This window comes from Pseudomonas sp. 3MA1, assembly GCF_029237275.1.
Classification (GTDB): domain Bacteria; phylum Pseudomonadota; class Gammaproteobacteria; order Pseudomonadales; family Pseudomonadaceae; genus Aquipseudomonas; species Aquipseudomonas fluorescens_AP.
This window is the reverse complement of the sequence record NZ_JAACFX010000004.1, coordinates 70,310-86,838: the sequence shown is the minus strand read 5'-3', so window position 1 is coordinate 86,838 and position 16,529 is coordinate 70,310. Positions and strand designations below refer to the sequence as shown.

The following is a 16,529-nucleotide window of genomic DNA, read 5'->3' as shown; positions in this document are numbered from 1 at the left end:
GTTGCCCCTTTGAACGAACGCCCTATGTCCACCGCCATCCGCCCCTCGGCCTGCCCGGGGTTGCTGCGCATCGTCCCGGCGCTGGACGGCGGCATCTGTCGGATCAAGCTGGCGGGCGGGGTCATCAGTGCCGCCCAGGCCCGGGCGGTGGCCGGCGCGGCGCAGACCTATGCCGGCGGTGTGATCGAGGCCACCAACCGCGCCAACCTGCAGATCCGCGGGATCGGCGCCGAGCATCGGGCCTTGATCGATGCGCTGCTAGCGGCCGGCCTGGGACCGACCACCGCCGCCGGCGACGATGTGCGCAACCTGATGCTCAGCCCCAGCGCCGGCATCGACCGGCAATTGCTGATGGACACCCGGCCCCTGGCCGGGCAGATCCTTGACACCCTGCAGCGTCACCCGCGCTTCCATGAACTGTCGGCCAAGTTCGCCGTGCAGCTCGATGGCGGCGAAGCCCTGGCCATGCTCGAACATCACCACGACCTGTGGTTGGCGGCACTGGCGCGTGAAGGGCAGTTGCTGCTGGCCTTCGGTCTGGCCGGCAGCCCTGTGGATAAACCCCTGGCGGCGGTGCCCGAGGCCCAGGGCCATGAACTGCTGGTGGCGGTGCTGGAGCTGTTTCTCGATCTGGCCACCCCCGAGCAGACGCGGATGCGCCACCTGTTGGCGCAGATGCCGGTGGCGGATTTTCTCGCCCGACTGAACCTGCGCCTGAGCAGCCCCTTGCTGAACATCGATGGCTGGCAGCGTCCAGCTGCGGTTGCAGGGCTGCACCTGGGAACTTATCCACAGCGCGAGGGCGACCGGGTCTATGTCGGTGCGGTCGCGCCACTGGGGCGCCTGGACCCGGCCATGCTGCGGGGCGCCGCACAACTGGCCGAGCAGTACGGCGACGCCAGCCTGCGTTTCACGCCCTGGCAGAGCCTGCTGCTGCCGGGCATTGCCCCGGCGGATGCGGCCACGGTCACCGCCGGCCTGGGGCAGTTGGGCTTGCTGTGCAGTGCTCAACAACCCCTGGCCCAGCTGATCGCCTGCACCGGCTCCAGTGGCTGCGGCAAGGCCCAGGCCGACACCAAGGGGGATGCCCTTGAACTGGCGCAACTGCTGCAGCGCCACGGCCGGCAGACGGCCGTGCACCTGTCGGGCTGTTCCCGTTCCTGCGCCGCCGCCCATGTGGCGCCGGCCACCCTGCTGGCGACGGCCCCAGGGCGCTACGACTTGTATCTACGCGATGCTGCGCAGCCGGGTTTCGGCACGCTGCACGCACGCAACCTTTCTATTGAAGCGGCAGAGGCTCTGCTTGATGCCCGCCCACGGAGTCACCTTGATGATTGATTACATCCGCGACGGTCAGGAGATCTATCGCAACTCCTTCGCGATCATCCGCGAAGAAGCCAAGCTGGATCGCATTCCCGCCGACCTGGAAAAACTCGCGGTACGGGTGATCCACGCCTGCGGCATGGTGGAAGCCATCGACGGCCTGCAATTCTCCGGCGGTGCCGGCAAGGCCGGGCGTGAGGCCCTGGCCGCCGGTGCGCCGATCCTCTGCGATGCGCACATGGTGGCCGAGGGCATTACCCGGGCGCGCCTGCCGGCCAACAACCCGGTGATCTGCACCCTGCGTGACGAGCGCGTACCGGCGCTGGCCCGAGAGCTGGGCAACACCCGTTCGGCGGCGGCCCTGGAGCTGTGGCGCCCGCACCTGGAAGGCAGCGTGGTGGTGATCGGCAACGCCCCCACCGCACTCTTCTACCTGCTGGAGATGCTCGACGCCGGCGCGCCGAAACCGGCGCTGATCCTCGGTTTCCCGGTGGGCTTCGTCGGTGCCGCCGAATCCAAGGCGATGCTCGCCGCCGACAGCCGCGGCGTGCCTTTCGTGATCATGCAGGGGCGCCTGGGCGGTAGCGCCATGGCCGCCGCGGCCGTCAATGCCCTGGCCACGGAGGTCGAATGATGGTGCAACCTGGACGTTTGATCGGCCTTGGCGTGGGTCCCGGTGATCCGGAACTGATTACCGTCAAAGCCCTGCGCCTGCTGCGCGAATCACCGGTGGTGGCCTACTTCGTGGCCAAGGGCAAGAAAGGCAACGCCTTCGGCATCATCGAAGGGCACCTGCAACAGGCCCAGACCCTGCTGCCGCTGGTGTACCCAGTGACCACCGAAGTGCTGCCGGCGCCGCTGTCCTACGAGCAAGTGATCAGCGACTTCTACGACAGCGCCAGCGAAGAGCTGGCGCAGCATCTGGATGTTGGCCGCGATGTGGCGGTGATCTGCGAAGGCGACCCGTTCTTCTATGGCTCCTACATGTACCTGCACGATCGTCTGGCCGAGCGTTACCAGGCCGAAGTGGTGCCGGGGGTGTGCTCGATGCTGGGCGGCGCTTCGGTGCTGGGCGCGCCCCTGGTGTATCGCAACCAGAGCCTGTCGGTGCTCTCGGGCGTGCTGCCCCATGACGAACTCAAGCGCCGCCTGGCGGACGCCGATGCGGCGGTGGTGATGAAGCTGGGGCGCAACTTCCCCAAGGTGCGCCAGGTCCTGGAGGAACTGGGGCTGGCGCAGCGTGCGCTGTACGTCGAGCGCGCCACCATGGCCAACCAGAAGATCGTGCCGCTGGATGACGTGGAGCCGATGTCCTCGCCGTATTTCTCGCTGATCATCGTGCCCGGCGAAAGGTGGCAAGGGTGATGGCTCGTTCAATTCCGGCCATCGTCATCCTGGGCCAAGGCAGCCTCGACACCGCGCGACAGATCCAGCGGCTGTACCCCGACTCGTTGATCCACGGTCTGGCGGAACGGGTCGAAGGCGCCGATCGGATCTACCACGAATTTGGTGCCACCCTGCGCCAGCTCTATCAACAGGACACGCCGATCATCGCCCTGTGCGCGGCCGGGATCGTGATCCGCACTCTGGCGCCGCTGCTGCTGGAAAAAGGCGCCGAACCGCCGGTGCTGGCAGTGGCCGAAGACGGCAGCGCCGTGGTGCCGCTGTTGGGCGGCTTGGGCGGGGTCAATGTCATAGCCCGGGAAATTGCCGCGGGCCTTGGAGTGGCTGCGGCCATTACTACTAGCGGTGAACTGCGTTTTGGCACCTGCCTGCTCAACCCGCCCAGCGGTTATGCCCTGGGCGACCTGGAGCTGGGCAAGCGTTTCGTCTCCGACCTGCTGGGGGGCGAGAGCGTGCGCATCGAGGGCGCCGCGCCCTGGCTGGCTGCAGCGAAGCTGCCCGAGGACGAGCAGGCGCGCCTGACCATCCGCGTCGGCTCTGCCGAGCGCGAGCCTGCGGCCAACGAACTGCTGATTTACCCCCGCAGCGTCCTGGTCGCCTGCCGTAGGAGCCAGCTGGCTGGCGAAAGCGATACCTGCCTTGCCACGCAAATCCGAGAGGCCCTGCATCAGGCGCGCATCGCCGTGCAGTCCGTCGCCTGCCTGCTGGCGGCCGACAGCGACATGGCCGACCGCGTCCTGCACCAGGCGGCCGCCGAACTGGGTGTGCCGCTGCGCTTTCTGCCAGCCACCGACAGCGTCGCCGAACTGGCGCAACAGGCCGTGCCGCAACTGCTGCCGCCGCTGAAAGTGGGTGACGACATCGCCATCGCCGTTGCCAGCGAGCCCCTGGATCCAGAGCGGATCGGTCGGCCCCGTGGGCGCCTGGCAGTCATCGGCCTTGGTCCTGGTGCGGCCGAGCTCATGGTGCCGGCGGTCAAGGCCGAACTGGCCCGAGCCAACGACATCCTGGGTTATGAAACCTACGTGCGCATGGCCGGTCCGTTCCGCGCCGATCAGGTGATGCACTGCACCGACAACCGTGAAGAAATGCAGCGCGCCCGCCACGCGTTCGAGCTGGCGGCCCAAGGCCGTTCGGTGGTGGTGGTGTCGTCCGGTGATCCCGGAGTATTCGCCATGGCCGCGGCGGTGCTCGAAGCCCTGCATGAATCCAGCGACCCGGCGTGGCAGCGGGTCGACCTGGAAATCCTCCCCGGGGTTTCCGCGTCCCTGGCCACTGCGGCCCAGGCCGGCGCGCCGCTGGGGCATGACTTCTGCGTGCTGTCGCTGTCGGACAACCTCAAGCCCTGGGACATCATCGAGAAGCGCCTGGACCTGGCTTCCCAGGCCGATCTGGCCCTGGCCTTCTACAACCCGATCTCCCGTTCGCGACCCTGGCAACTGGGCCGGGCCCTGGAGATCGTGCGCCAGCACCGCACGCCGCACACCCCGGTGGTGCTGGGGCGCGACATTGGCCGTCCGGGCCAGACCTTGCGGGTGATCACCCTCGGCGAGCTGACCCCGGAGCAGGTGGACATGCGCACCATGGTGCTGGTGGGCTCTTCCACCACCTGCGTCTTCCCCCGGGCCGAGGGCGGCGAGTGGGTCTACACCCCGCGCTGGTACGGCCATAAACCCTTGTAGGAGCCGGCTTGCCGGCGAAGGCGCTCGCAAGATCGCCATCGCCGGCAGCGGCTTCTAGCGCGCAGGGTCCTCATCCTCATCCATGTCCGTGGCGGTCAGCAGCCAGGTGATGAATTCGAAGAAGCTGGCCCATCTGGCCGGGATCCGTCCGGCGACGAAAGCTTCCCGGTCGCCCAGGTCGAAATCCCAGACGCCACCGCTGTCCTTGTCCAGCAAGTAGCCGCCTTGACCTTGCAGTGAGGTGAAGGCGATGAAGTTCTTGGGCAACTCCCAGACTTCATGAATGAACTCGGTGCACATCAGGATTTCATCACTGGGCCCGTCGATGTTCATCAGCACTCCGTAGCTCACTCGGTCCAAGAAGTTGGCGGGGTGACAGGTCAGGTAGATCTGCGCGAACTCGCTGTCCAGGGCAATCCCCAATGTTGCCAGCGCTCGGGTGACCTCGGCGGTGTCGGGGGGCGCGCAGTAGCGGGGCTGGGCTTCGATCAGGGCGATCAACTGCGGGGGAATCATGGGTGCTCCTTGCTGATGTGTGGCCACTTGTCCAAGGGCAGGCGGCCCTGCTGCTGGGCAAAGTGTTCCCGGGCCTGGCCCAGGGTTTGGTGGTTGGGCCCGCTCAGCACGTCCAGCGCCTGGCTGCCGTCGTCTTCCCAATGGCACAGGTCGCAGATCTGGTATTCGCCCCGCGCCGAGAGGGTTCGATAACCGCAGCAGGGGCAGGCCTCCAGGTACTCGATGTCCGCGCTGACGGCGTAGTCGCCAAGCCCGGCTTCACGTAGGCAGCGCCTCAAATAGCGGTGGGTCACGCCGCGGTATTCGGCGCGCAGGGCGATCAGCAGCAGGGCGTCGTAGCGCGGGTCTCGCGTATCGTCCGGGGGCTCCGATTGCGAGATGAGCTGTTGCTGCAGGTCGGGTGGCAGTGTCGCGAATTCAAGGTTGTCGCTGTCCATCCCCCACCAGTTCAGGAGCAGGGAAGCCCGAGCGGCGAGGTCGAGGCCGGGCAGCCTGTGTGTGCTCAGGAGGTCGATGGCGGCGGTGGCGTTCAGTTTTTTCATCGGGCTCGGTGTGGGCGGGCGGTTCATGGCCAGATCAGGGTCAACTGATCGGGGCGCTCGACAGGGACCCGCACGGTGACGCCGGAGGTCGACTCGGCATGGATCTGCTGGTCGTGGATCGCGACCCGGCAGAAGGGATTGGTTTCGCTGAGGACAAGCAGCCAGATCAGTGCATCCGTGTCCTTTTCCAGCAAGGCCAGGAAGCCGTCGCCGCCGTGCCCGGCGGTCTCACCGCACTGGGCATGAAAGGACTGCGGGCCTTCGGCGGCAAACCCCAGGGCGGTGATGAAATCAGGATCATCCCTGCCTGGGAAGTCCAGGGCCGGCATCCAGACTTTGTTGCTCAGCCGGGGATGTTCGCAGGGCAGGTCGAACAGGCAGTAAAACCCGCTGTGGAGGACCAGGGTGTTTTCCCGGGGGAAGCACCCGGCTTGCCATTGTTCCTGGATAAAGGCCGCGTCGGCGCTGTAGGGCATGGTGCGGTTCCTGCTACTGCTGGGAAGGTTTCCTACAGGTTCGAGACCAGGCGGACCTAAGGGACCAGGTAACCCCTTACCCCGGTAAAGATGATCTGCGCCGCCAGGGCACAGACGAACAGTCCCATCAGCCGGCTGACGATCTGCAAGCCCTGGTCGCCGAGGATGCGTTCGATGCGGTTGGACAGGTACAGCACCACGCCCACGGTGAGGCTGGCCAGGGCGATGCTGAGGATCGCGGTGAGCTTGTCGTCCCAGTGCGGCTGGCTGACGCCCATGACCAGCAGGGCGCCGATGGTGCCCGGGCCCACGGTCAGGGGGATGGTCAGCGGCACTATGGTCACGTCCTGCTGCACGTTGTCGGTCTGCACCGCCGACTTGCCCTGGGCCATGCCCAGGGCGGAAATGAACAGCACGCTGCCGGCGCCGATGCGGAAGGCGTCCACGGTGATGCCGAACACGCTGAAGATCACTCGTCCGAACAGGTACAGCAAGACGCTGGAAACCAGGGTGGCCAGGGCGACTTTCCAGGCCAGGCGCCGGCGCTCCTTGGAGGAGTAGCCGCGGGTCAGGCTGATGAAGCACGAGAGAACGAAGAACGGGCTATAGAGCACCAGCATCTTCAGGTAAACGCTGAACAGCACGTGGAGCATGGTGGAAGCTCACGACTAGGGAGGGCGAGCGAGAGTTTAACAGGCGCCGCAGAGGCTGTCGGCTCAACTGGTGTGTGCGGCGCTGCGTTCGCGCAGATCGCGCTGGGTGACCCAGTGTTCCACCAGCTCGCGCAGTTGCGAGAGCTCTACCGGCTTGGCCATGTGCCCGTCCATCCCGGCCTGGCGCGCGCGCTCCTTGTGCTCGGCGAGGATGTGCGCGGTCAGCGCCACCACCGGGGTGCGCACCCGCTGGTTGCCCACTTCCCAGGCGCGCAACTGCTGGGTGGCGGAGAAGCCGTCGAGTACCGGCATCTCGCAGTCCATCAGCACCAGGTCATAGCGCTTGGCCTTCATTGCCTGCAGCGCTTCCTCGCCATTGCTGGCGGTGTCGGGCTGCAGGTTGAGCTTGCCGAGCATGCCGCGAATGACCTTGGTGGAGATGCTGTTGTCCTCGGCCACCAGGATGCTGAAGTCGCTGGGCACGGTGATCTGCGCGGGGCTTGGCGCCGGGGTCGAGGGCATGTTGTAGGGGGCGGCGGGGGCTTTGTCGCGCTGATTGAGTTCGTCGGCCAGGGTGGTCTTGAGGGTGTAGCCGGCCACGGGCTTGGCGAGGATGCGCTTGATCCCGGCATTGCGCGCAATCACCTTGCTCGGCGCGTTGCTGATGCCGGTGAGCATGATCAGCAGGATGTCGTGGTTCAGGCTCGGGTCTTCCTTGATCTTCGCCGCCAGTTGCATGCCGGTCATGCCTGGCATGTTCTGGTCCAGCAGCACCACGTCGAAATAGTCCCGCAGGTGCGCCTTGGTCCGCAGCAGGGCCAGGGCTTCCTTGCCCGACGGCACGGCGCTGACGTTCAGGCCCCAGGCGCTGCATTGCTGCACCAGCACCTTGCGGCAGGTGTCGTTGTCGTCCACCACCAGTACCCGCGCGCCCTGCAGGGGGCCGTCGAGGTCGGCGGTCGGGTGCTCCAGGCGCTCGGCGTCCAGGGGCAGGGTCAGCCACAGGGTGCTGCCCTGGTTGCTGCCGCTCTTGATGCCGAACTCGCCGTGCATCAGCAGGATCAGCTGGCGGGCGATCACCAGGCCCAGGTTGCCGCCCAGGCGGGTGCTGGCGAGGAAGTTCTTGCTGTGCAGTTCGGTGTGCAGCAGGGCCTCGCGTTCTTCGGCGTCCATGGGCTGGCCGCTGTCCTGCACGGCGATGCGCAGGCGCGGCTTGCTGCTGCGCTCGTCGATGGCGACGACGATCAGCACCTCGCCCTCGTCGGTCTTCTTCAGGGCGTTTTCCAGCAGGCTGAGCAGGGCCTGGCGCAGGCGCGTCGGGTCGCCGCTGATGACGCGCGGCACCTGGGGCTGGATAAAGCTGATCAGCTCGACATTCTGCTGTTCGGCCTTGGCCCGGAAGATGCTCAGGCAATCCTCGATCAGGGCGTTGAGGTCGAACTGTACGTCGTCCAGTTCGATCTGCCCGGACTCCAGCTTGGAGATGTCGAGGATCTCGTTGATCAGGGTCAGCAGCTCGTTGCCGGCGCTGTGGATGGTTTGCACGTAGTCGCGCTGCTTGACCGACAGCGGCGTGCCCAGCAGCAGCTCGGTCATGCCCAGCACGCCGTTCATCGGGGTGCGGATCTCGTGGCTGATCTTGGCCAGGAACTCGGCCTTGGCATTGACCTCGGCGGTGCTGGCGGCCAGGTCGCGGCTGACGCTGAAGCGGTTCTCGGTGATGTTGCGCTGGCGTTCGCCCAGGGCAATGCTCATCAGCAGGCCGGCGACGCAGACCACGCTGAGCAGGGTGACGATCAGCCCTTGCGGGGCCACCAGGGTCAGGCCCAGCAGGGCGGGGAGAATCACCAGGGTGCCGAGGTTGAAGATCACCATGGCGGTGACGAACAGCCGCGCCGGGCGGTAGCCCTGGTGCCAGTGATAGCCGCCGACGAACAACATGCTCAGGCCGGCCAGGGCCACCAGGCCGTAGGTGATGATGTTCAGCGGCAGGGTGTTGACGAACAGCAGCAACAGGCCGAACAGGCTGATCAGCAGGATATTGCCCAGCAGCAAGCGGTTCAGCGGGTGCGGGCCCAGCGGGGCGAAGAAGCGGTAGGCGAACATCATCCCGCAGGGCGCAGTCAGCAGCAGCGCCAGGTAGGCGCCCGGGGTCTGCAAGGCCTGCCAGTCCGGCAGCCACGGGCCGAACAGGTTCAGCAGCATCAGCAGGCTGAGGGTCAACAGGCCCTCGCAGGCCGCCAGCCACAGGCTGCTGCGCGAACGGGTGTAGGCGAAGCGCGTGAGGTTATGCAGGATCAGCATCGCCAGGCAGCCGAACAACAGGCCGTAGATCAGGGTCTGGCTCTGGTCGGCGGCGCTCATCACCGCCGATTGCAGGGTGATGTAGGGGCGCAGTTCGTGTTCGGACACCAGCCGCAGGTAGACCTCCAGCGGCTTGGCGCTTTGCGGCAGCGGCAGCATGAAGTCGCTGCTGGGCAGGGGCTTTTCCGTCTGTGGCTGGCTGGAGCCGGTGTTCACTTGCTCGATCAGCTTGTCGCCGTCGAGCACGTAGAGATTCAGGTGGGACAGGTCGGGGGCGAAGATCCGCAGGATCTGTTCGTGGGGCCCGGGCTGCAGCTTGAAGCGCAGCCACAGCGCGCCATCGGGCTCGGCGGCGGTCAGCTTGTCCAGCTCGATGGGGCTGAACTGGTTGGTGTAGCGCGGGGAGCGGATGTCACTGAGCTGCAGATCGGCCTGTTCGTCGAGCAGAACCGCCCAGCCACTGCCTTGAGCGGCCAGGGCCGGATTCAAGCAGAGCAGGGTCAGCAATGTGACGGTGAAGCCTAGGGCGATCCTGAGCCAGCGCACGGCGAAATCCCTTCATTGGTTGATGCCTGATTATAACTATGCGCGGCGTCATGAGCGCACGGCAAGGGCGCCGGGCCCTTGCCGGGGGCAGGGGCCGCCTTACTCCTGACCGCGCTCACGGGCAATGGCACGGTAGCCGATGTCCTTGCGGTAGAAGCAGCCTTGCCAGTCGATCTTGGCCGCCAGGCGGTAGGCTTGTTGCTGGGCCGCGTCGACGCTGTCGCCCATGGCGGTGGCGCAGAGCACCCGGCCGCCGGAGGTCACGACCTGACCGTCCTTGAGCGCGGTGCCGGCGTGGAACACCTTGCCTTCCAGGGCCGCAGCCGCATCCAGGCCGGTGATGGCCGCGCCCTTGGCGTAGTCACCAGGATAGCCGCCGGCCGCCAGGACGATGCCCAGGCTCGGGCGTGGATCCCACTGCGCTTCGACCTTGTCCAGGGCCTGGGCCAGGGCGGCTTCGACCAACAGCACCAGGCTCGACTGCAGGCGCAGCATCACCGGCTGGGTTTCCGGATCGCCGAAGCGGCAGTTGAACTCGATGACTTTCGGGTTGCCGGCCTTGTCGATCATCAAGCCCGCATAGAGGAAGCCGGTGTAGACATTGCCTTCCTCGGCCATGCCGCGCACGGTGGGCCAGATCACCTGATCCATCACCCGCTGGTGCACCTCGGCGGTGACCACCGGTGCTGGCGAGTAAGCGCCCATGCCACCGGTATTGGGGCCAGTGTCGCCGTCGCCGACGCGCTTGTGGTCCTGGCTGGTGGCCATCGGCAGCACGTTCTTGCCGTCGACCATGACGATGAAGCTGGCTTCCTCGCCGTCGAGGAACTCCTCGATCACCACGCGGGAACCGGCTTCACCGAAGGCGTTGCCGGCGAGCATGTCGCGCACGGCTTCTTCGGCTTCGGCCAGGGTCATGGCGACGATCACGCCTTTACCGGCGGCCAGGCCGTCGGCCTTGATCACGATTGGAGCGCCTTTTTCACGCAGATAAGCCAGGGCCGGCTCGATCTCGGTGAAGTTCTGGTAGTCGGCGGTCGGGATCTTGTGGCGCGCCAGGAAATCCTTGGTGAAGGCCTTCGAGCCTTCCAGCTGCGCGGCGCCGGCGGTCGGACCGAAGCAGTCCAGGCCACGGGAGCGGAACAGGTCGACCACACCGGCCACCAGCGGCACTTCCGGACCGACGATGGTCAGGGACACATTCTGCTCGGCGAAATCGGCCAACTGCTCCAGGGCCAGGACGTCGATGGCGACGTTCTCGCACTTGGCTTCGATGGCGGTGCCGGCGTTGCCGGGGGCGACGAATACTTTTTCGACCCGTGGGTCCTGAGCGACTTTCCAGGCCAGGGCGTGTTCGCGACCGCCGCTACCAATGATCAAAACGTTCAAGTCAGACTCCTTCGGAGGAAGCTACAAGCCGCAAGCTGCAAGTGAGGAGCAATCCGGATTGCTCTGAAGTGCGGCGTGCGGCTTTGAATAAGAAAGGCTGCAAGTGCAAGCAAGGGCGACGGCTGTCGGCTCTGGCTTGTCGCTTGCAGCTTGTGGCTGCTGTTAGTGACGGAAGTGGCGCATGCCGGTGAACACCATGGCAATGCCGGCCTCGTCGGCCGCGGCGATCACTTCGTTGTCACGCATCGAGCCGCCTGGCTGGATCACCGCGGTGATGCCGACCTTGGCCGCGTTGTCGATACCGTCACGGAACGGGAAGAAGGCGTCGGACGCCATGACCGCGCCCTGTACCTGCAGGCCGGCGTGTTCGGCTTTGATCGCGGCGATTCGCGCCGAGTTCACGCGGCTCATCTGGCCGGCGCCAACGCCGATGGTCTGGCGGTTCTTGGCGTAGACGATGGCGTTGGACTTGACGAACTTGGCCACTTTCCAGGCGAAGATCAGGTCGTGGATCTCTTGCTCGGTCGGAGCGCGCTTGGTCACCACTTTCAGGTCGTCGGCACCGATCATGCCGATGTCGCGGCTCTGCACCAGCAGGCCACCGTTGACGCGCTTGTAGTCCCAGGCCGGAACCCGGTCGGCGGACCATTGACCGCAGGCCAGCAGGCGCACATTGGCCTTGGCGGCGACGATGGCGCGGGCTTCCTCGCTGACGCTCGGGGCAATGATCACTTCGACGAACTGACGCTCGACGATGGCTTTGGCGGTTTCGGCGTCCAGCTCGCGGTTGAAGGCGATGATGCCGCCGAAGGCCGATTCGGTGTCGGTGGCGTAGGCCAGTTCGTAGGCCTGGCGGATGCCGCCTTCAGCGTCCGGGCTCACTGCCACGCCGCACGGGTTGGCGTGCTTGACGATGACGCAGGCCGGCTTGACGAAGCTCTTCACGCATTCCAGGGCGGCGTCGGTGTCGGCGACGTTGTTGTAGGACAACTCCTTGCCTTGCAGCTGGGTGGCGGTGGCGATGCCGACTTCGGCAGGCTTGGCTTCCACGTAGAACGCCGCGCTCTGGTGCGGGTTCTCGCCGTAGCGCATTTCCTGGGCCTTGATGAACTGGCTGTTGAAGGTGCGCGGGAATTCGCTGCGGCCGGATGTCGAGAGGGTCTCGGCGGCCTGGTTCACGGTACCCATGTAGTTGGCGATCATGCCGTCGTAGGCGGCGGTGTGTTCGAAGGCCTTGAGCATCAGGTCAAAGCGCTGGGCGTAGGTCAGGCCACCGGCCTTGAGGCTTTGCAGGACGCCGGCGTAGTCGCTGGCGTTGACCACGATGGCCACGTCCTTATGGTTCTTGGCCGCCGAGCGGACCATGGTCGGGCCGCCGATGTCGATGTTCTCGATGGCGGTCGGCAGGTCGCAGCCGGGCTTGGAAATGGTGGCTTCGAAGGGGTAGAGGTTGACCGCCACCAGATCGATCGGCTTGATGCCGTGCTCGTTCATGATGGCGTCGTCGATGCCGCGACGACCGAGGATACCGCCGTGGATTTTCGGGTGCAGGGTCTTGACCCGGCCGTCCATCATTTCCGCGAAACCGGTGTAATCCGCCACTTCCACTGCGGACACGCCGTTGTCCTGCAGCAGCTTGAAGGTCCCGCCGGTGGAGAGGATCTCCACGCCAAGGGCTTCCAGTTCCTTGGCGAATTCAAGGATCCCGGTCTTGTCGGAAACACTGATCAAGGCGCGGCGGATCGGCAGGCGGGTAGTCTGGTCGGTCATCTCAATTTCCATCAAAAGCAAAGGAGTCAGCAAAAAAGGCGACCGTTTTTTACGCGGGCGCCTTTCTGGTTTGAGTGCATGCTTACAACAAATCGTACTGCTTGAGTTTCTTGCGCAGGGTGCCGCGGTTCAGACCCAGGAGTTCGCTGGCCTTGGTCTGGTTGCCCTTGACGTAGTTCATCACGCTTTCGAGCAACGGAGCCTCGACTTCGGAGAGCACCAGGTTGTACACGTCCGTGACGGCAGCGCCCTCAAGGTGGGCGAAATAATTGTGCAGCGCCTTCTCGACACTCCCGCGAAGGGTCTGGCCTTCTTCGCTGGGGGTATTGAGGTGCTGTTTCAAATTCACGTTGTCGCTCACGGGTGTTGTTCCACTCACTAAAGTCTCGGTCATCATCGTCATGCGGCCACCCCTTCTCCGTCCCCTGTTTCCAGGCTCTTGTAACGTCCGGCAAAGAACTCACGAACGTTGGCGCATTGTGCTTCCGTATCTTCCAAACGATTGAAGTGGGCGCGAAACTCCCTGGCGCCCGGCAGGGTTGCGAGATACCAGCCCACATGCTTGCGTGCGATGCGGACGCCCATGACTTCTCCATAGAAGGCATGCAGCGCGGCCAGGTGCTCTAGCAGAATACGTTCCACTTCGAACAGCTCCGGTGCCGGGAGGGTTTCACCGGTACGCAGGAAGTGCTCGATCTCACGAAAAATCCATGGCCGCCCCTGGGCGGCCCGGCCAATCAACAACCCGTCGGCGCCGGTGGCATGCAACACCTGCCGGGCTTTTTCGGGTGAGTCGATATCGCCGTTGGCAAAGACCGGAATCGACACCGCCTGCTTGATCGCGGCGATGGTGTCGTACTCGGCTTCACCGGTGTACAGGTCGGCCCGGGTCCGACCATGGACCGCCAGTGCCGAGATGCCTGCCTGTTCGGCGATCTTCGCCACCGTCAGGCCGTTCTTGTTCTGCCGGTCCCAGCCGGTGCGGATCTTCAGGGTGACCGGTACATCCACCGCGGCCACCACCGCCTGGAGAATCTCGTTGACCAGGGCTTCGTCTTTCAGCAACGCGGAGCCGGCGGCCTTGTTGCAGACCTTCTTCGCCGGACAACCCATGTTGATATCAATAATCTGTGCGCCCAACTCGACGTTGGCGCGGGCGGCATCCGCCAGCATCTGTGCATCGCCACCGGCAATCTGCACCGAGCGTGGCTCGGGATCGCCTTCGTGGATCATGCGCAACCGCGATTTGCGGCTGTTCCACAAGCTCATGTCGCTGGTGACCATTTCCGAGACTACAAGGCCCGCGCCCAACTGCTTGCAAAGCTGACGAAAGGGCTGGTCGGTGACCCCCGCCATCGGGGCGAGAATCAAGCCGTTGTGCAATGTATATGGGCCGATGCGTACCGCCGACATAGGACTTCCCTGTTGTGGGGCCGGATCATGAGAGTTCGAAAAAGGGTTGGCATGATACCCGCTCTCGATGACCGGATAAAGGCTGAATTGGATAAAATCTGAACAGTTATTCCGTTATCGCTCTGGGATCAATCTGAGCGGCGCAGTCATAAATCTGTCTTCAATTCAGAGTTGTTCGCCAGCTCGTTCAGCCGATTCACTCGGGCGAGTGGAAACTGAGACTGTAGTTCACGGCTTTCGGCCCGGGGTCGAGAATATCCAGGGCGATGTGAATCGGCGTCTGCGGCGGCATTTCCGCCACATCCTGCATTTCACCGCCCAGGTACTCGCCGGGTTTGAAGCTGCGGCTGGCAATCAGGTGGCCGTTGAGGTCGGCGAAGCGCAGCTCCAGCAGCGGGAAGGGTTGGGAGAACGACGCGCGGTTGTAGATGATGGCGTCCACCACCAGGGCTCCGCTGAATTCCGGGTGGCTGCGCACTACCAGGTTGCTGCTCTTGATCCGGGCGATATCCACTCGGGACGGCACTGTACAGCCGAATTCCGGGCACAGTTGCTGGAACCAGGGGCGGTACTGGTCCTGGCGCGCCAGTTCGTCGAAATGGTAGGCGATGTACTGGCCCGCCAGGCCGCCGGCGGCCAGCAGGATCAGCAGCAGCCAGAGCAGGCGCCGACCCCAGGGGGAGCGGCGTTTCTGCCAGTCGAGGTGGAGCGGATCGTCCACCAGGTCCAGCAAGACGTCCTCCGGCACTGCGGGTTCGCTGCGTTCGCGGCGCTTCTTGCCGTGGGACGTGTCTGCTGCGTCGTCCTGCTCGGCGCTGTCTGCCGAGATCCGGGCGTCGAAAGGTTCCAGGTCGTCGTCCAGGCGCAGCTTGGGCGCTTTCGGTTCGTCTTCCAGGTCCGCCAGGTTGAAGGACAGCGACGGTTCGGTGCGGCTCTGCCGGGCCGGCTCGGGGCTGGGCTCGTCCGTCTGTGCCTGGGCCTTGAGGGTCGCGGGCGGCGGCTCGTCGTGTTCAGCGGCGCTGCCAAACAGGCCGTCGGGCCAGTGGGCATCATCGGCGTCCTGTGGGTCGCGGCGGGCGCTGAGGCTGCCTTCCTTATGCTCCCGTTCCTGGCCAAAGGCCTTGGCTGGCTGGATTTCCCGCTGTTCGAGCTTGGCCAGCTCCTCGTCGAGGTCCAGGTGATCCAGGTCCATTTCGGCAGCCGACCATTGTTTCTGGCTGATGGCGCGCTGCACGGGCGCCGCCGCTGGCGCGGGGGCTGCAGCTGCAGCCGGCTCTGCTGGCGGCTCGACAGGAGCTGCTGGCGCGGGGGCGGGCGCCGGTTTCGCCACCGGCCTGGACGCTGCGCTTTCCTTGGCGGCGCGCTGCTCCAGCAACTGCCGCGCGGCGTTGAACACCTGCAGGCAGGAGCCACAGCGCACCACCCCGCGAGCCACGCTCAGTTGAGCGTGGCTGACACGGAACCTGGTTTGGCAATGTGGGCATTGGGTGACGAAACTGTCGGTCATGCGGCCATCCGGATTATGCAGGCGGCCATTCTAGCGCCGACGGCCGGTGATGCGCACCCAGCCATCGAGGGTGGCTATCGGATCCAGATCGAAGTCCTGGGCATAGGCCGCGGCCACTTCTTCACCTTGCTCGGCGAGGATGCCGGAGAGCGCCAGGCGCCCGCCGGACTTGACCAGGCCCGACAGTTGCGGCGCCAGTGCCACCAGCGGGCCGGCCAGGATGTTGGCCACCAGCACGTCGGCCTGGACCTGCGGCAATTGCTCGGGCAGGTACAGCGGGAACAGTTCGTCGGCAATCCCGTTGCGCCCGGCGTTGTCCCGGGAGGCTTCCAGGGCCTGCACGTCGATGTCGGTGCCGACCGCTTGCTTGGCGCCCAGCAACAGGGCGGCGATGGCGAGGATTCCCGAGCCGCAGCCGAAGTCCAGCACGTTGCAGTCCTTGAGGTCCTGGCTGTCCAGCCACTCCAGGCACAGGGCGGTGGTCGGGTGGGTGCCGGTGCCGAACGCCAGGCCCGGGTCGAGCAGCAGGTTGACCGCATCCGGCTCCGGCGCGGCGTGCCAGCTGGGGACGATCCACAGGCGCTGGCCGAAGCGCATCGGCTGGAAGTTGTCCATCCAGCTGCGCTCCCAGTCCTGGTCTTCGATGACTTCGCTGTGATGCTCGGGCAACGGGCTGCCGGTCAGCAGTTCCAGGTGAGCGAGCACGCTGGCGGCTTCGGTGCCGCCTTCGAACAGGGCCAGCAGGTGGGTGTGGGACCACAATGGGGTGGTGTTCAGTTCGGGTTCGAAGATCGGCTGATCCTCGGCGTCCATGAAGGTGACCGAAACGGCACCGACTTCAAGAAAAGCGTCTTCATAGGTTTCGGCTTGTTCTGGGCTGATGGCGAGACGGACTTGCAGCCAAGGCATGGCGGGCACCTTTGAAAATATGTGATGTGCAGCCTAGCGGGCCGCGAGAAGCGCGCAAGTTTACGCGAGACGCCCCGCAGGAGCGAGGGGGACGC

General features: G+C 65.4%; 15 protein-coding genes. 4 read left to right on the top strand and 11 right to left on the bottom strand.

Annotated features, from left to right (window positions below; translation table 11 throughout):
• The first annotated feature begins 24 nt into the window (after nucleotides 1-24).
• The 4 genes from cobG to cobJ are packed head-to-tail and all read left to right on the top strand — an operon-like array spanning nucleotide 25 to nucleotide 4,409.
• Nucleotides 25-1,338, top strand: coding sequence for a precorrin-3B synthase (gene cobG / locus GWQ44_RS12970; protein WP_345894543.1), 1,314 nt, complete (start codon nucleotides 25-27; stop codon nucleotides 1,336-1,338).
• Nucleotides 1,331-1,957, top strand: coding sequence for a precorrin-8X methylmutase (locus GWQ44_RS12965; protein ID WP_275927508.1), 627 nt, complete (start codon nucleotides 1,331-1,333; stop codon nucleotides 1,955-1,957). The genes cobG and GWQ44_RS12965 overlap by 8 nt, the downstream gene beginning before the upstream one ends.
• Nucleotides 1,957-2,688: a precorrin-2 C(20)-methyltransferase gene (locus tag GWQ44_RS12960; RefSeq protein WP_275927711.1), complete on the top strand. Its 732-nt coding sequence runs from the start codon at nucleotides 1,957-1,959 to the stop codon at nucleotides 2,686-2,688. Before GWQ44_RS12965 ends, GWQ44_RS12960 begins: the two co-directional genes overlap by 1 nt.
• Nucleotides 2,688-4,409, top strand: coding sequence for a precorrin-3B C(17)-methyltransferase (cobJ, locus tag GWQ44_RS12955; RefSeq protein ID WP_275927507.1), 1,722 nt, complete (start codon nucleotides 2,688-2,690; stop codon nucleotides 4,407-4,409). Before GWQ44_RS12960 ends, cobJ begins: the two co-directional genes overlap by 1 nt.
• 54 nt (nucleotides 4,410-4,463) lie before the next feature.
• Here cobJ and GWQ44_RS12950 read toward each other — a convergent pair whose 3' ends face one another.
• From GWQ44_RS12950 to prmA, 11 genes are all read right to left on the bottom strand, one after another.
• A complete protein-coding gene (locus GWQ44_RS12950) occupies nucleotides 4,464-4,925 on the bottom strand; it encodes an SMI1/KNR4 family protein (protein ID WP_047301456.1) in 462 nt (153 codons plus the stop codon).
• Nucleotides 4,922-5,467 (bottom strand): CPCC family cysteine-rich protein, encoded by a 546-nt coding sequence (locus GWQ44_RS12945; RefSeq protein WP_275927506.1) that lies wholly within the window; start codon nucleotides 5,465-5,467, stop codon nucleotides 4,922-4,924. Before GWQ44_RS12945 ends, GWQ44_RS12950 begins: the two co-directional genes overlap by 4 nt.
• Nucleotides 5,468-5,490: 23 nt before the next feature.
• Nucleotides 5,491-5,943, bottom strand: a complete 453-nt coding sequence (locus tag GWQ44_RS12940) for a hypothetical protein (protein ID WP_275927505.1) — start codon at nucleotides 5,941-5,943, stop codon at nucleotides 5,491-5,493.
• A 56-nt stretch (nucleotides 5,944-5,999) separates the two neighbouring features.
• Nucleotides 6,000-6,596: a MarC family protein gene (locus tag GWQ44_RS12935; protein WP_003171467.1), complete on the bottom strand. Its 597-nt coding sequence runs from the start codon at nucleotides 6,594-6,596 to the stop codon at nucleotides 6,000-6,002.
• Between the two features lie 63 nt (nucleotides 6,597-6,659).
• Nucleotides 6,660-9,446, bottom strand: coding sequence for a hybrid sensor histidine kinase/response regulator (locus GWQ44_RS12930; protein ID WP_016968223.1), 2,787 nt, complete (start codon nucleotides 9,444-9,446; stop codon nucleotides 6,660-6,662).
• A gap of 99 nt (nucleotides 9,447-9,545) precedes the next feature.
• Nucleotides 9,546-10,835 (bottom strand): phosphoribosylamine--glycine ligase, encoded by a 1,290-nt coding sequence (purD, locus tag GWQ44_RS12925; RefSeq protein WP_275927504.1) that lies wholly within the window; start codon nucleotides 10,833-10,835, stop codon nucleotides 9,546-9,548.
• 162 nt (nucleotides 10,836-10,997) lie between these two features.
• The gene (purH, locus tag GWQ44_RS12920; RefSeq protein WP_047301465.1) at nucleotides 10,998-12,605 is read right to left on the bottom strand and encodes a bifunctional phosphoribosylaminoimidazolecarboxamide formyltransferase/IMP cyclohydrolase; all 1,608 of its coding nucleotides are present in this window, start codon (nucleotides 12,603-12,605) and stop codon (nucleotides 10,998-11,000) included.
• Nucleotides 12,606-12,687: 82 nt separating this feature from the next.
• Nucleotides 12,688-13,008 carry a DNA-binding transcriptional regulator Fis gene (gene fis, locus GWQ44_RS12915; protein ID WP_003186237.1) on the bottom strand — a complete coding sequence of 107 codons (321 nt, stop codon included), beginning with the start codon at nucleotides 13,006-13,008 and terminating at the stop codon, nucleotides 12,688-12,690.
• A complete protein-coding gene (gene dusB / locus GWQ44_RS12910) occupies nucleotides 13,005-14,018 on the bottom strand; it encodes a tRNA dihydrouridine synthase DusB (RefSeq protein ID WP_275927503.1) in 1,014 nt (337 codons plus the stop codon). The genes fis and dusB overlap by 4 nt, the downstream gene beginning before the upstream one ends.
• 196 nt (nucleotides 14,019-14,214) lie before the next feature.
• Complete coding sequence (locus tag GWQ44_RS12905) at nucleotides 14,215-15,525, bottom strand: DUF3426 domain-containing protein (RefSeq protein WP_275927502.1); 1,311 nt, start codon at nucleotides 15,523-15,525, stop codon at nucleotides 14,215-14,217.
• 30 nt (nucleotides 15,526-15,555) lie between these two features.
• Nucleotides 15,556-16,434, bottom strand: coding sequence for a 50S ribosomal protein L11 methyltransferase (prmA, locus tag GWQ44_RS12900; protein ID WP_016968218.1), 879 nt, complete (start codon nucleotides 16,432-16,434; stop codon nucleotides 15,556-15,558).
• Nucleotides 16,435-16,529: the final 95 nt, after the last annotated feature.